Here is a 13,335-nt window from a genome sequence, read left to right as displayed (position 1 = left end):
ACCGTGGCACCGCGTGTCTGCGACGCCACGTCCACTCCGCGGCCGCCCGCGCTCGGCACCGCGCCGCCCGGTGCGCCGCACTCCGCGGTCCTGCCGGCGCCACCGGAACGGCGGCGCCCCGACCGCAGCAGCAAGTCAGCGGCGCCCCGGCAACAGCGCCAGGTCAGCGGCGCCGGTTGCGGCGGGAGCTGGTGCCGTTGAGGTGCCCCACGAAGGGACGCATGAGGTACTTGCCGAGCACCACCCCGGAGGCCAGGGCCACGATCGAGGCCATCGCGTTGACGAGCCCCACGATCCCGGGCCCGTAGGTGTCCGTCTCCACGGTGATGGTGTACATGCCGCGGAAGATGGACAGCCCGGGCAACAGGAATGTCATGGCGGGGATCGCCAGGACCAGCTGGGGGATCCGGTGCCGGGCGGCGAGCACGGTCGCCACGCACCCGCTGGTGATCGCGGCGAGGGCCGTGTCCAGGCGGGCTCCCACACCGGCCGCCGTGCCGACGTGGTAGACCACGAGACCGCCCAGGGCGGCGGCCACGGTGGAGAGCACGTGGCGGGGCTTGGCCTGCATCGTGACCGCGATGAGACCGGTGGCGATCAGCATGAACACGGCGTTGGTCAGAGGGCTCACCGGGTCGAAGGCGCTCATCGAGACGTCGACCCGGGGCATGCCGGCGTAGCCCGCGATGGAGATGCCCCCCGCGATGCCCGCGACGATGCCGAGGAACGCCATGGAGGTGGACAGCAGCCTGCCGGCCGCCGTGACGGGGAAGCCGTTGATCGCGTCCTGCATGGTGGAGACCATGCGGGTGGTGGGCAGGAGCAGGATGATCCCGCCGGCGATGACCCGGGACGGGGAGAGGTCGGCACCGCCCCAGGACAGCAGCAGTGCCATCGTGGTGAGGATCCCCGACTGGGCGGCCATGGTGAAGAACTCGGGGATCCGCCAGGTGCCCAGCCGGTGGGCCACGAGCTGGTTGAGGATCGAGGACAGACCGGCCACGAGCGCGCCCAGGACACCGCCGCCGATGCCGGCGGTGATGGTCATCGCCGCCGCGACGGTGGCGGCGCGCACCATCCACCGCGGATAGGGCTTGGGCTTGGCGTTGATCGCCTCGAGGCGCCGCTCCGCCTCCCCGCGCGGCATCTCCCCGCCCGTGATGTCCGCGACGAGCTGGTGCGTCTCCGCCAGACCCGCGTAGTTGTCCGTCCAGGAGCGCACGACCCGCATGACCGTGTGGCTGTTGGTGTCCGGGTCGTTGAAGACGTCCTCACGGGTGCGGGTGTCCCCGCCGTCCGGCTGGTCGTCGGCGATGTAGTTGATCGTCACGGCCTGGTTGGTGATGTCCACCTCGACGTTCTCGACCCCGTAGGTGGCGCACACCGCGATGATGGCGTTCTCCACGTCGAGGGCGTCCGCACCGTAGTGGAACATCGTCTCCGCGAGCCGCAGCGCGAAGTTCAGGGTACGGCGGGCCTGGCGGCTGGTGGACTCCCCGAACCGGCGCAGGTTGGCGAAGGGTGAGGCGTTGAGCCGTTCCACCACGCGCATGGGGGCGGTCGGTGCGGCCTCCCCCTGCAGGATGGAGCGCAGCCGGGCGCGACCCCCGGGCCGGGCCCCCTGTGCCCGGGTGGAGGGATAGGCGCCCCGCTGCATCCGGTCGGAGCTCTTGCCGGGTGCCGGCAGGGGCCCGATCGTCGTCGTCTCCGGGCGGGCGACGGGAACCGTGTCGGTGCGGCGCCGGCGGCGGGCCGAGGCGGCCAGGGGAACGGTCTCGGCGGCCGTGAGCGGCTGCCGGGGCTCCTCCGGGGCGGCCCCGGCGTGCCCGTGCCGGCGGATCTGGCCCGTGCTCAGCACGGGCAGGGGCTGCGGGCCGTCGGGCACCACGTCGGTCGCGGCGGTGCCTGCGCGGCGCCGGGCGTGGAGGGCCTGGGCCTCCGTGGGGCGGACCGCGGGCAGGCCCGCGCCGTGCCGGGCGACCGGCCGGGCGGCGCCCGTGAGCGTCGTGTCCCCGCCGGGTCCGAACGGCTCGACGACGTGGACGTCGGGCTCCGCGCTCCCGTCCGACGAGGGGTAGGCGGCGAACGGGCTCAGGGGGACGAGCTGGTCGGTCACCACGTGGTGGTCCTCCTTCCGTGGCGCGGGGGCGGGTCCGGCGGTCGGTGGGGGGCGGTCCGGCAGGCGGATCAGTAGAAGGGCTGACCCGTGCGGCGGACCCACAGCTGGCGCTGGACCTTCTCCGCCACGTTGGTCCACACCGCGTACTTGGCGGGGCTCAGGACCTGGTCGTGGACGCCGACGAAGTCGACGACGGTCTTGGTGAAGCTCGTCTTGAACAGGCCCAGCCCGTAGTACGGGTGCTCCTTGTTCTTGAGCTCGTCGCTCGGCGGGGTGCCGCAGAAGTCGTACTCCACGATGCCGTGCTCCCGCATCAGGTCCGTGATCGCGGTCCACTGGAGCAGGTGGGAGTCACCGTACTGGCGGCGCCGCGGCTTCGAGCCGCCGTCCTTGTAGGTGCCCTTGTTCCCGTAGGCGATGACGTAGGCCCCCACGGAGGGCTCGCCGTCCTCGTAGGTGAAGTACAGCCGCCCCTGGCCGGCCTGCGCGAAGGTCGTCCAGAACGCGGCGTAGTACTCGTAGGAGCGCAGGTTCACGTTCGCGTCCCCCTGTCCCACGGTGTCCATGAGCGCGTACATCGCGCGCATGTTCTGCTCGGTGAGCTCGACGCGCTCGACCGTGCACCCCTCGCGCAGCGCCCGCCGGACGGCGTTGCGGCCACGGGAGTGCAGGGACTTGAGCACGGCGTCCTCGTCCCGGTCGGTGTCGAGGATCGCGGTGGAGTCGTTGGGCTGGATGTTGAAGGACTTCTTCAGCCCGGCCCGCGCGAGCACGGCCCGGGCGTGGTCCGAGTCCTGGACGTCCGGCTCGATCTTGATCGCGAACACGTTCAGCCGCTGCTCGGCCACGAAGCGGGCGCTGGCCGCGGCGATCCCCGGGATGTCCTCGACGGAGGCGACGTCCGGGCCCTTGATCATGTACCAGAGCCTGCCGAGGGCCGGCACCGGCTTCTCGAGGACGAGGTTGTAGGACGCCTGCCCGCCGTCGGCGGGCTCGTGCACGAGGTACCGGGGCTGCCAGCCGTGGTCCTTCTTGACGGCCGCGAAGGAGGCGGACTGCAGCATGTTGCCGCCGTGGGGGTTCGCCGTGACGTGGTCGTCCCAGTCGGCGATCTCCTGGGTGGTGGCGAAGCGTGCGGTGAACTCTCGCAAGGCTCTCTCAATCGTCAAGGTCGTCGGGGTCGTCGGGGCCGGCCGGGGGCGGTCGGCGGACCGGTGCACCGGCGGGGGCCGGCCCCGGTCAGTCTAACCGCGCAGGCCTGAGCCGCTTCTGAGCCGTGCCGACAGGAGGCACGCCCGCCGCGGTCCCCGCCGCGCTCCCCGTGCTGCCGCCCCCTGAACGGGTCCGGGGACCGCGCTGTGTATTCTGTTCAGGCGGTTCGCGCCGGCAGGTCCGCGGCTCGCACCAGACGGAGCCGGCACCGATCCACGGGGCGCTCCGGACCAGGGAGGTGGCGGAAGCCGTGGGCGGACCGGGCGGGCGCTGGAGCATCGCGCGCGCCGCCGTCCTCGTGACCGCGCTGACCGCCGTCTCCACCGTCCTGGGCTTCCTCCGCGACGTCGTCGTCGGTGCGGTCTTCGGGGCGGGTGCCGAGCTCGACGCGTGGCTGGTGGCGCAGGGCGTGCTCAACGTCGTCCTGGGCCTGCTCGCGTGGGCGATGGCCCGCTCCGTGACCCCGGTGACCGCGCGGGAGGCGGCCCGGGAGCGCGCGGACGGCACGGGCTGCCGCGGCCACCGCGGCTTCGAGGTCTCCCTCACCGTCACCGTGGTCGCCCTCGGCCTCGCCGCCGTGCTGACCGGCCTGCTCGCGGAGCCGGTGACGACTCTGCTCGCCCCCGGGTTCGACGACGCCCAGACCGCCACGGCCGCCTCGCTCACCCGCATCGTCCTCGTCGCGACCGTGCTCGTGGCCGGCACCGACCTGCTGGCCTCGCTCGTGCAGGCGCACGGACGCTTCGCGTGGTCCTCCCTGCAGGGCGTCCCGTTCAACCTCGTCATGATCACCGCGGCGGGCCTGTTCGGGCCCCGGTACGGGATCTCGGCGCTCGCCGTGGGCTACGTGGTGGGCTCCGCGGCACGGCTGCTGATGCAGGTGCCGCCCGTGCGGGCGCTCGGCACCCGGCTCCGCCCCCGCTGGGAGCTGCGGGACCCGGGCTTCCGGGAGATCGCCCGGCTCGTGCCGCCGATGCTGGTGGGCAACGCCGTGGTGAACATCAACACCCTCGTCGACCGGGCGGTGGGCTCCACCCTCGGGGACGGCACGATCACGGCCCTGACCTACGGCTGGCGCCTGGTCGACCTCCCGGAGACCGTCGTGATCGCCGCGCTGCTGGTGCCCCTGTACCCGGCCCTGGGCGCCGCCGCGGAGGACCGCCCGGAGCTGCGGCGGCTCGTGAACCGCGGCCTGTCCGTGGTCGTCACGGTGCTGGCCCCGGTGTGCGCGGTGTTCGTGGTCGCGTCCGGGCCCCTCGTCGCCACGGCCTTCGGTCACGGCGCGTTCGACGCCAGGGACGTGGCGGCCACGGCCACCGCGGTCGCCTGGTACGCCCCGGCGCTGCTGGCCCTCGGTTTCCGCCAGGTGGTGGTCCGGGCGTCGTACGCCCTCGGGGACTCCCGCGGGCCGGTGGTCGTGGCGGTGCTGGCGATGCTCGTCAACGTCGTGGGCGACCTCCTCCTGGCCCCCGTCCTGGGGCTCGCCGGCATCGCGGCGGCCACGACCGCGTCGCTGGTCGTCGCGGCGGTGCTCAACGCGTGGTGGCTGCACCGGCGGCACGCCGGGCTGGACGCTCCGGCGACGACGGCCCTGGTGCTCCGGGCTCTGGTCCTGGCAGCAGCGGCGGTCGCCGTGGGGCTGGTCGTGCGGCAGGCGCTGCCCGAGCTGCCGGCACCGGTGCCGGCAGCGCTGTGCGCCGCGGCCGTGGGCGGGACCTACCTGCTCGGGCTCGTCCTGCTGCGGGCCCCCGAGCGCCGGCTCGTGGGCGAGACGCTGCGCACGCTGCGCCGGCGGCGCTGACCCCGCGGCCGGGCTACCGCGACCGGCCTCCGCCGCGGAACCGCCACGTGGCCAGGTGCCAGGTGGGCCCGGGGTCCCGGAGGTCCCACACGCTGTGCTGGGCGCCGCGGCCCCAGCGGAGGGTGTCGGCCACGTCGGCGGCGAGGCCGCCGCGGCGCTCCACGGACGCCCGGCGCAGGTCCCCCGCGAGCCAGGCGTAGCGGACGTCGGGCCGGGCGTCCGGCAGCACCGGCACGGGCCGGCCGAGGACCAGCCGTCCCCACGCGTCGGCCAGCCCGGGCCGGGCGGACTCGGCCAGCGCCATGGAGCCGAAGAAGCGGCCGTTGAGGTCGATGAGCTGCGGGACGCCGTCCTCGCCCGTGAGGAACTGCAGCTCCACGAGCCCCCACCAGCCCAGCTCGCGCAGCAGCGCCTCGGCGCGGGCGGCGAGCGCCTCGTCCACGGGCACCGTCCGCGCGCGGGCCGAGACGCCGTTGGGCGTGGGCCACAGCCGGGTGGTGGTCTGCTGGACGCGGCCGTGCAGGCGACCGTCGTGGTGGACACCGATCAGGGCCCCGAGGCTTCCCCGGACGGGAGCCTGGAGCACCGGCTCGGCGCCCGCGGCGCGGATGCGCCGGACCTGTCCGGCGGCGGCTGCGGCGTCGGGGAACAGCCTGGCCTCGATGCGGTGGGGCCGTGTCTGCCCCGGCTCCCAGTGCGCCCGGCACTTGACCACCACCGGACCGTGCCAGGCGGCGAGCGCCTCGTCCGTGGCCGTCAGCGTCCGGGGAGCGGACAGGCCCGCCCGCGCCGCACGGTCCGCGAGACCCACCTTGTCGAGGGCCGCGGCGACCACGTCGGGACCCGGGTGGGCCACGGCCGCCGGGATGTGCCGCCGGTAGGCCGAGACCGCCGCCATCCAGTCGTCCCCGGCCCCGAAGACGACGTCGTAGGCTCCCTCCGCGACCGCTCGGCGGACGCCGTCGATGAAGCCGGACCCGTCACCGCGCGGGCGCGGCACCTCGTGCCGGACCGCGGCCGCCCGGCTGGCACCGAGCATGCCCGGCCCGTCCGGGGTGCCGACGCCCACGTGCCAGCCCGAGTGCCGGAGCGCGCGGGCCGCCGCGAGGGCGCCCCGGTCCCGGCCCGTGCCCACGATGAGCGCCCGCCGCGGCGCCGGCGCGGTGCGCTCCGCGTCCCGCGGCTGGAGGTCGAGCGGTGGTCGGTCGGCGGTCATGGGTCCTCCATCGGGGTGGCCGGGCGTCCCCTCCACGGTAGTGGGCGCACGGGGGAGCTCCGTGACAGAGGCCCGGGCACACCACGGCGCCCGCCCACCCCGAGGTGGACGGGCGCCGTGGTGTGCCCCGGTGCGGGACGGTCCTACTCGGCGTCGTGGTCCGTCTCGAGGATGCGCACGAGGTTGTCGAGCGCCTCGTCGGCGCCCGCGCCCTCGGCCCGGAGGACCACCTTGTCCCCCTGGCCGGCGCCGAGGGACATCAGCGACAGCACGCTCGAGGCGTCCATCGCCTCGTCCTCGGGCTCGCCCTCGGCGGCGATGGTGATCTCGATGTCGTACTCCCCGGCCGCCTCGGCGAAGATCGCGGCGGGGCGTGCGTGCAGGCCCACGGACGAGGCGATGGTGGCGGTGCGTTCTGCCATGGTGGTTCTCCTTCGGGTTGCGAGGTCCTGCTTGTCGGACCCCGGGGGTTGGGGTAGCGGGTGGGCGCTGGGAGCGAGGGTCAGAGCCCGAGCTCGGCGAGCACGTCGAGCTCGGCCCGCACGGCGGCGGAGGCGTCCTCGGCGCTCGGCTGCTCGATCGCGAGCTCGGCGAGGGCCCGGGCGGTGGGCAGGTCCACGCTGCGCAGCACGGCGGCGACGGGGGCCAGCCCCCGGGGGCTCATGGACAGGGTGTCCACCCCGAGACCCACGAGGACCACGGCGAGCGCCGGATCCGCCGCGGCCTCGCCGCAGACCCCCACGTTGCGCCGGCCGGCGCCCTCGGACTCGGCCCGGCGGGCGCCCTCCACCGTGTACCGGATCATCCGGAGCACGGCAGGCTGCCAGGGGTTGTTGAGCTCCGCGAGCGAGCCCATCATCCGGTCCGCGGCCATCGTGTACTGGGTCAGGTCGTTGGTGCCCAGGGAGACGAACTCGACGTGGCGCAGGATCTGGTCGGACGTGACGGCCGCGGACGGCGTCTCGACCATGACCCCGGGCACGCGCAGGCCGGCGGCCGTCGCCATCTCGGCGAAGTCCCGGGCCTCGGAGGTCGTGGCGATCATCGGCGCCATGACCCACACCTCGGCCTCCGTGGCCCGCTCCGCCTGCGCGATCGCCTCGAGCTGGCGGCCCAGCACGCCGGGCACGGAGCGGTCCGTGCGGAAACCCCGCACCCCGAGCGCCGGATTCGGCTCGGCCGTGTCGGTCAGGAAGGGCAGGGGCTTGTCCGCCCCGGCGTCGAGGGTGCGGACCACGACCTTCTTGCCGGCGAAGGACTCGAGGATCGCGGTGTACTGCTCCACCTGCTCCTCGACGGAGGGCTCCTTGTCGCGGCCCAGGAAGCAGAACTCGGTGCGCAGCAGGCCCACGCCCTGGGCGCCGGCCGCGGCCGCCGTGCGGGCGTCCTCGGGCGTGCCGACGTTGGCGAGCAGCGGCACCTCGGTGCCGTCCGAGAGCACGCCCCGGCCGTCGAACGCGGTCCGCGCCGCGGCGCTGCGCACCCAGGCCTCCACGAGCTCCTGCTCCTCCTCGCCGGGCTCCGTGCGGATCTCCCCGGTGGCGCCGTCCACGAACACGCGCGTGCCGTCCTCGATCGCCTCGACGCCGCGCACGGCCACGATCGCGGGCAGCCCCAGGTTCCGGGCCAGGATGGCGGTGTGGGACTGCGGGCCGCCGCCGGAGGTGACCAGCGCCAGGACCATCTCGGGGTCCAGGGTGGCGGTGTCGGCGGGGGCCAGGTCCTCGGCGGTCAGCACGAACGGGACGTCCCGCTGCGGCACGCCCGGCATGGGCAGCCCCTGCAGCTGGGACACGAGCCGCGCCCGCACGTCCTCGATGTCGGTGGCCCGCTCGGCCATGTACCCGCCGAGGGCGCGCATCTGGTCGGCGTAGTCGCTCGCGGCCTCCCAGAGGGCCCGCTCGGGGGCGAGGCCGCGCCCGGTGATGAGCTTCGCGGCGTTCTTCAGCAGCGCCTTGTCCCCCGCCATCAGGGCGGTGGACTTGAGCACGTCCGCGGCGTCCTTCTCGACAGCGACCTCGGCGCGCGCCTTGAGGTCGGCCTTGACGGCGGCCGCGGCCGCCTGCAGCCGGACCACGGCCGCGTCGGGCTCCTCGTCGCCCAGGGTCAGGCCCGCGGCCGGCTCGGAGACGGGATCCGGCATGCTCACGAGCTCGCCGATGACGCGGCCCGCGCACACTCCCACGCCTGTCAGTGTCTGCATGGTGTTCCTCTTCCTCGGGAAAGGAGCTGGCCGTGCGCGGGCCCCTCGCGGGGCCCGCGCACGTCGCTCACGCGGTGGTCGGCACAGCGGCGGCGTCCTCGCGCGAACGAGTGGCCTCGGCCACCCGCCCGTGCGCTCCACCCACGTGCTTGAGAGCGACGACGACGGCTGCTGTGACCACGGTACCGACAACGACCGCGAGCAGGAACATCAGCGGGTTGCCGATCAGCGGGAGGATCCAGACGCCCCCGTGCGGAGCCGGGGAGAGCGCTCCGGCGCTGAGGGAGATCGCGCCGGCCACGGCACCGCCCACCATGGTGGAGGGCAGCACGCGCAGCGGGTCGGCCGCGGCGAACGGGATGGCGCCCTCGGAGATGAAGGAGGCGCCCAGGAGCCACGCGGCCTTGCCGTTCTCCTGCTCGGCCACGGTGAAGTAGCGCTTGGCCACGAGGGAGGCGAGGGCCAGGCCCAGCGGCGGGACCATGCCGGCCGCGATGACGGCGGCCATGATCTCCTGCGGGGCGGTGTTCACGGCCGTGGCGGCGCCCAGGCCGGCGGCGGCAAACGTGTAGGCGACCTTGTTGATCGGCCCGCCGAGGTCCGCGCCCATCATCAGGCCGAGGATCGCTCCGAGCGCCAGCGCGCTGGCCCCGGTCATGCCGTTGAGCCACTCGGTGAGCCAGGCCATGAAGGTGGCGATCGGCCCGCCGAGGACCAGCAGCAGCAGGCCCGAGGAGAACAGGGTGGCGAGCAGCGGGATGATGACCACCGGCATCAGGGAGCCGAGCCAGCGCGGAAGACGCGGCTGGGCCAGCCAGTAGGCCGCCAGGCCGGCCAGCAGGCCGCCCACGATGCCGCCGAGGAAGCCGGCTCCCATGAAGTTGGCGACCAGACCGGCGGCGAAGCCGGGCGCGATGCCGGGCCGGTCGGCCAGGCCGTAGGCGATGTAGCCCGCCAGCGCCGGGACGAGCAGCCCGATGGCCAGGGCGCCCATCTTGAAGAGCACGGCACCGAGGTACTGGGCCACGCTGGCGTCCCCGAGGTTCCACAGGGTGGAGGTGCCCAGGATGTCGTCGGCGACGTTGGCGATGTCCGCGCCGGCGATCATGAAGCCCAGGGCGATGAGCAGGCCGCCCGCGGCCACGAACGGGATCATGTAGCTGACACCGGTCATCACGGCCTTGCGGATCCGGGTGCCCCAGCCCTCACGCCCGCCGGAGGACTCGGCCTCGTCGGCGGCGCCGGCCGTCCCCTGCACGCGCTTCGCGTTCGGGTTCCCGGCGTTGGCGAGGGCCTCCTCGATCATGACCTTGGGCTCGTCGATGCCGCGCTTGACCGGCGAGGCGACGTAGGGCTTGCCGGCGAACCGCGAGCGGTCCCGGACGTCGACGTCGGTCGCGAAGATCACGGCGTCGGCCGCGGCGATCGTGGCGGGGTCGAGCTTGGTGAAACCGGCCGAGCCCTGGGTCTCGACCTGCAGGTCGACCCCCATCTCCTCGGCCGCGTAGGTCAGTCCGTCCGCCGCCATGTAGGTGTGGGCGATGCCGGTGGGGCAGGCGGTGACGGCCACGATCTTCTTGCCGGCGTGCGGCGCGGCGCCCTCAGCGGGCTCCGGGGTCTGCGCGGCGGGCGCCGGAGCGGCGGACGCGGCTCCGGCGGACGCGGCTCCGGCCGTGGTGGCGCCCTCGGCGCTGCCGCCGAGGCCCAGGGCGTCGTCGACGATCCGGACGATCTCCTGCTCGGAGTCCGCGGTGCGCAGGGCGGCCACGAAGTCCTTCTTCATCAGCGAGCGGGCGAGCTTGGCCAGCAGCTGCAGGTGCGTCTGGTCGGCGCCCTCGGGCGCGGCGATGAAGAACACGATGTCGGCGGGGCCGTCCTTGGCGCCCCAGGGCACGCCCTGCGCCAGCCGCGCCATGGCCAGCGTCGGCTCGGTCACGGCGGCGGAGCGGCAGTGCGGGATTGCGATGCCGCCCGGGATGCCGGTGGCGGTCTTGCTCTCGCGGGCGATGGCGTCCGCGAGCAGCCCGTCCAGCTGCTCGGCGCGGCCGGTGCGCTGCACCAGCTCGGCGAGCCGTCCGATGACGGTCTCCTTGTCGGCGCCCAGGTCCTGGTCCAGCGAGACCAGGTCAGGGGTGATGAGCTCGGACACGATGTCCTCCTTGAGCGGCCGGGCCGGTGGCCCGGGTGGTTCGGATGAGGTGGGGTGGGTCTGGTCAGCCGGCGACGGCACGCGCGGGGAGCTCCCGCACGGTGACCGCCTCCGGGGTGGTCTCGGAGAGGGCAGGGACCCGGGTGCCCGGCAGCGCGGCCGCCGCGGACCCGGAGGCCACGGCCTGCCGCAGGCACTGCGGCGGGCCGTCGCCGCGCTCCTGGGCGATCAGGTAGCCCGAGAGCGAGCTGTCGCCGGCGCCCACGGTGGAGCGCACGGCCACGGGCTCGTGGACGGCGTGCCAGGAGCCCTCCGGGACGGTGAGCACCGCCCCGCCGGCCCCGAGGGTGGTGAGGACCGCGCCGAGGCCGCGCTCCACGAGTGCGGCGGCCGTCGCGGCCGCGAGGTCGGGATCGGCCTCCAGCCGCTCGCCGTCGACCGACCCGACCAGCTCGGCGAGCTCCTCGCCGTTGGGCTTGATGAGGTCGGGCAGGGCGTCGTCGCCGGACACGGCGCCGCGCAGCGCCGCCCCGGACGTGTCCACGGCGAACCGGGGCGAACGCTCCCCCAGGGCCGCCCGGACCCGGCGGACGATCCGTGCGTAGACGTCCTCCGGGGCGCCGGGCGGCAGGGAGCCGGCGAGGACCACCCAGGAGGCGTCGGGGCCGCGGTGCACCAGGAGCTCGACGACGGAGTCGACGTGCTCCGGGCCCAGCGGCGCCCCCGGGGCGTTGATCTTGGTGGTCGTGCCGTCCGGCTCGGTGATCGTGACGTTCGAGCGGATCGGCGCACCGACGGGGACCGTCTCGTACGGCACGTCGGCCGCGACGAGCTCCGCCAGCAGCGGGTCCCCCGGGTCGCCCGGCAGCACGGCCAGGGTCGGGACGTCGCTGGCGCGCAGGGCCCGCGAGATGTTGACGCCCTTGCCGCCGGCGTCCTGCCGGGCGGCGTCGGCGCGCTGGACGGCGCCGCGGCGCAGCGGGGCCGGGAGCTCGACCGTGCGGTCGAGGGACGGGTTGAGGGTGACGGTGAGGATCACGCGATCACCACCTCGACGTCGGCCTCCTCGAGGGCGGCGGCCAGCTCGGACCCGGGGGCCCGGTCCGTGATGAGGGTGTCGACTTCGTCGAGCGATGCGAAGCGCATGAGGGTCTCCTGATCGTGCTTGGCGGAGTCGCAGAGGACCACGACCCGCCGGGAGGTCTGGATGATGGCGGTCTTCACGACCGCCTCGATGGGGTCCGGGGTGCTCAGCCCGAACGCCGCGTGGATCCCGTTGCAGCCCACGAACGCGAGGTCCGGGCGCAGCCGGGTGTAGTGCTCCGCGGCCCGGCCGCCGGCGGCGGCCCAGGTGAGCTTGCGGACCCGCCCGCCGACCAGCTCGAGGCCGATGCCCGTGGCGTCGGCGAGCTTGGCGGCGATGTGCAGGGCGTGGGTGATGATGAGCTGCTCCTGCCCGTCGGGCAGGCTGGAGTCGGTGCGGACGATGAGGTCGGCCAGGGCCTCGACCGTGCTGCCGGCGTCGAGGACGACCGCCCCGGCCCCGCTGGTGCGCAGGAGGTCGAACGCGGCCTGCGCGATCCGCCGCTTCTCCGGGGTGTTGACGTGCTTGCGCGACGAGATGGCCTTCTCGTCGGACGTGGACTGGTCCGCGGAGACGGCGCCCCCGTGGACCCGGCGGAGCTTGCCCGCGGCCTCGAGGGCCGCGAGGTCGCGGCGGACCGTCTCCATGGTGACGTCGAAGCGGCGCGCCAGCTCGGCGCCGTTGACCCGGCGGGTCGTGACGACCAGCTCGGCGATCTCGCCCTGGCGTTCTTCTGCGAACATGACGGGCACCTCACGGACGGGGACGAATGGCTCTTTCTTGCGTTCCCTTGAGTTTATGTGAGTTCGTGTGGTTTTACCAGGGGTTCTGGTGATCCACTTCACGAAACGCCACATCGGGTTGCGGGCCCGGAGAGGAGTCCCCCGTCCGGCGCCTTGCACACGCCTCCACCGGTCCCGTGCCGACGCCGCTGCGGCCCCGCCGCGGCTATCATCCTGGGGTGGGGCCGGCCGGCGGCCCGGACGCGCGGCGGTCCCGTGCGGCGGCCCACGGCCCCCACGGCCCCCACGACACCCACGACCCGCAGGAGAGCACCGCCCATGACACCCCGTGAGCTGTACGGACGCTTCGCCCTCGCGGAGGCGGTGACCTGGACGCTGCTGATCCTCGGCATGGTCCTGAAGTACACGGGCACCTCGGAGGCGTTCGTGCCCGTCTTCGGGATGCTGCACGGCCTCGTGTTCCTGGGGTACTGCGTGGTGACCTGCTTCGTCGCGGTGGACCAGCGCTGGTCCGCCCGGTTCGGGGCCCTGGGTCTGGTGAGCGCCGTGGTCCCGTACGCCACGATCCCCTTCGAGCGCCGCGCGCGGCGCTCGGGACGGCTCGACGGCGGGTGGCGGCTGGCCCCCGGCGGAGACCGCCCCGCCACCATGCCCGAGCACGTGGAGGCCTGGTCCTTGCGCAGCCCCTGGCTGGCGGTCCTGGCGGGCGCGGCCGTGGTGGCGGGTCTCGCCTCCGTGCTCCTGTACCTGGGTCCGCCCGTCCCCCGCGGCTGACCCCGTCGGCCGCGGCCGGTCCCGCGCCGCGCCG

General features: G+C 74.7%; 10 protein-coding genes. 2 read left to right on the top strand and 8 right to left on the bottom strand.

What is annotated here, in order from left to right:
• Positions 1-163: 163 nt before the first annotated feature.
• Positions 164-2,119 (bottom strand): threonine/serine exporter family protein, encoded by a 1,956-nt coding sequence (locus QYM41_RS04145; RefSeq protein ID WP_368798474.1) that lies wholly within the window; start codon positions 2,117-2,119, stop codon positions 164-166.
• A gap of 68 nt (positions 2,120-2,187) precedes the next feature.
• Positions 2,188-3,270: a lipid II:glycine glycyltransferase FemX gene (locus QYM41_RS04140; protein ID WP_368798473.1), complete on the bottom strand. Its 1,083-nt coding sequence runs from the start codon at positions 3,268-3,270 to the stop codon at positions 2,188-2,190.
• 311 nt (positions 3,271-3,581) lie between these two features.
• Between QYM41_RS04140 and murJ the strand changes: the two genes are divergently transcribed.
• Positions 3,582-5,132 (top strand): murein biosynthesis integral membrane protein MurJ, encoded by a 1,551-nt coding sequence (gene murJ, locus QYM41_RS04135; RefSeq protein ID WP_368798472.1) that lies wholly within the window; start codon positions 3,582-3,584, stop codon positions 5,130-5,132.
• Between the two features lie 13 nt (positions 5,133-5,145).
• Here murJ and QYM41_RS04130 read toward each other — a convergent pair whose 3' ends face one another.
• From QYM41_RS04130 to QYM41_RS04105, 6 genes are all read right to left on the bottom strand, one after another.
• Positions 5,146-6,348 (bottom strand): ATP-grasp domain-containing protein, encoded by a 1,203-nt coding sequence (locus QYM41_RS04130; RefSeq protein WP_368798471.1) that lies wholly within the window; start codon positions 6,346-6,348, stop codon positions 5,146-5,148.
• Positions 6,349-6,491: 143 nt separating this feature from the next.
• Positions 6,492-6,770 carry an HPr family phosphocarrier protein gene (locus tag QYM41_RS04125; RefSeq protein ID WP_368798470.1) on the bottom strand — a complete coding sequence of 93 codons (279 nt, stop codon included), beginning with the start codon at positions 6,768-6,770 and terminating at the stop codon, positions 6,492-6,494.
• Between the two features lie 80 nt (positions 6,771-6,850).
• Positions 6,851-8,551 (bottom strand): phosphoenolpyruvate--protein phosphotransferase, encoded by a 1,701-nt coding sequence (gene ptsP, locus QYM41_RS04120; RefSeq protein WP_368798469.1) that lies wholly within the window; start codon positions 8,549-8,551, stop codon positions 6,851-6,853.
• 67 nt (positions 8,552-8,618) lie between these two features.
• A complete protein-coding gene (locus QYM41_RS04115) occupies positions 8,619-10,700 on the bottom strand; it encodes a PTS fructose transporter subunit IIABC (RefSeq protein WP_368798468.1) in 2,082 nt (693 codons plus the stop codon).
• 64 nt (positions 10,701-10,764) lie between these two features.
• Positions 10,765-11,739 carry a 1-phosphofructokinase family hexose kinase gene (locus QYM41_RS04110; RefSeq protein ID WP_368798467.1) on the bottom strand — a complete coding sequence of 325 codons (975 nt, stop codon included), beginning with the start codon at positions 11,737-11,739 and terminating at the stop codon, positions 10,765-10,767.
• Positions 11,736-12,527 (bottom strand): DeoR/GlpR family DNA-binding transcription regulator, encoded by a 792-nt coding sequence (locus QYM41_RS04105; RefSeq protein ID WP_368798466.1) that lies wholly within the window; start codon positions 12,525-12,527, stop codon positions 11,736-11,738. Before QYM41_RS04105 ends, QYM41_RS04110 begins: the two co-directional genes overlap by 4 nt.
• A gap of 318 nt (positions 12,528-12,845) precedes the next feature.
• Between QYM41_RS04105 and QYM41_RS04100 the strand changes: the two genes are divergently transcribed.
• Entirely contained in the window at positions 12,846-13,301 is a 456-nt protein-coding gene (locus QYM41_RS04100; protein WP_368798465.1) for a DUF3817 domain-containing protein, read from the top strand.
• The last annotated feature ends 34 nt before the right edge of the window (positions 13,302-13,335 follow it).

It is taken from the genome of Kocuria oxytropis (assembly GCF_040981195.1).
Lineage (GTDB): Bacteria > Actinomycetota > Actinomycetes > Actinomycetales > Micrococcaceae > Kocuria > Kocuria oxytropis.
This window is presented reverse-complemented; position numbering and strand designations above follow the sequence as displayed.

Coding starts and splice junctions, on each gene's coding strand:
- QYM41_RS04100 (WP_368798465.1), top strand. CDS start 12,846: ATGACACCCCGTGAGCTGTACGGACGCTTCGCCCTCGCGGAGGCGGTG.
- QYM41_RS04125 (WP_368798470.1), bottom strand. CDS start 6,770: ATGGCAGAACGCACCGCCACCATCGCCTCGTCCGTGGGCCTGCACGCA.
- ptsP (WP_368798469.1), bottom strand. CDS start 8,551: ATGCAGACACTGACAGGCGTGGGAGTGTGCGCGGGCCGCGTCATCGGC.
- QYM41_RS04105 (WP_368798466.1), bottom strand. CDS start 12,527: ATGTTCGCAGAAGAACGCCAGGGCGAGATCGCCGAGCTGGTCGTCACG.
- QYM41_RS04130 (WP_368798471.1), bottom strand. CDS start 6,348: ATGACCGCCGACCGACCACCGCTCGACCTCCAGCCGCGGGACGCGGAG.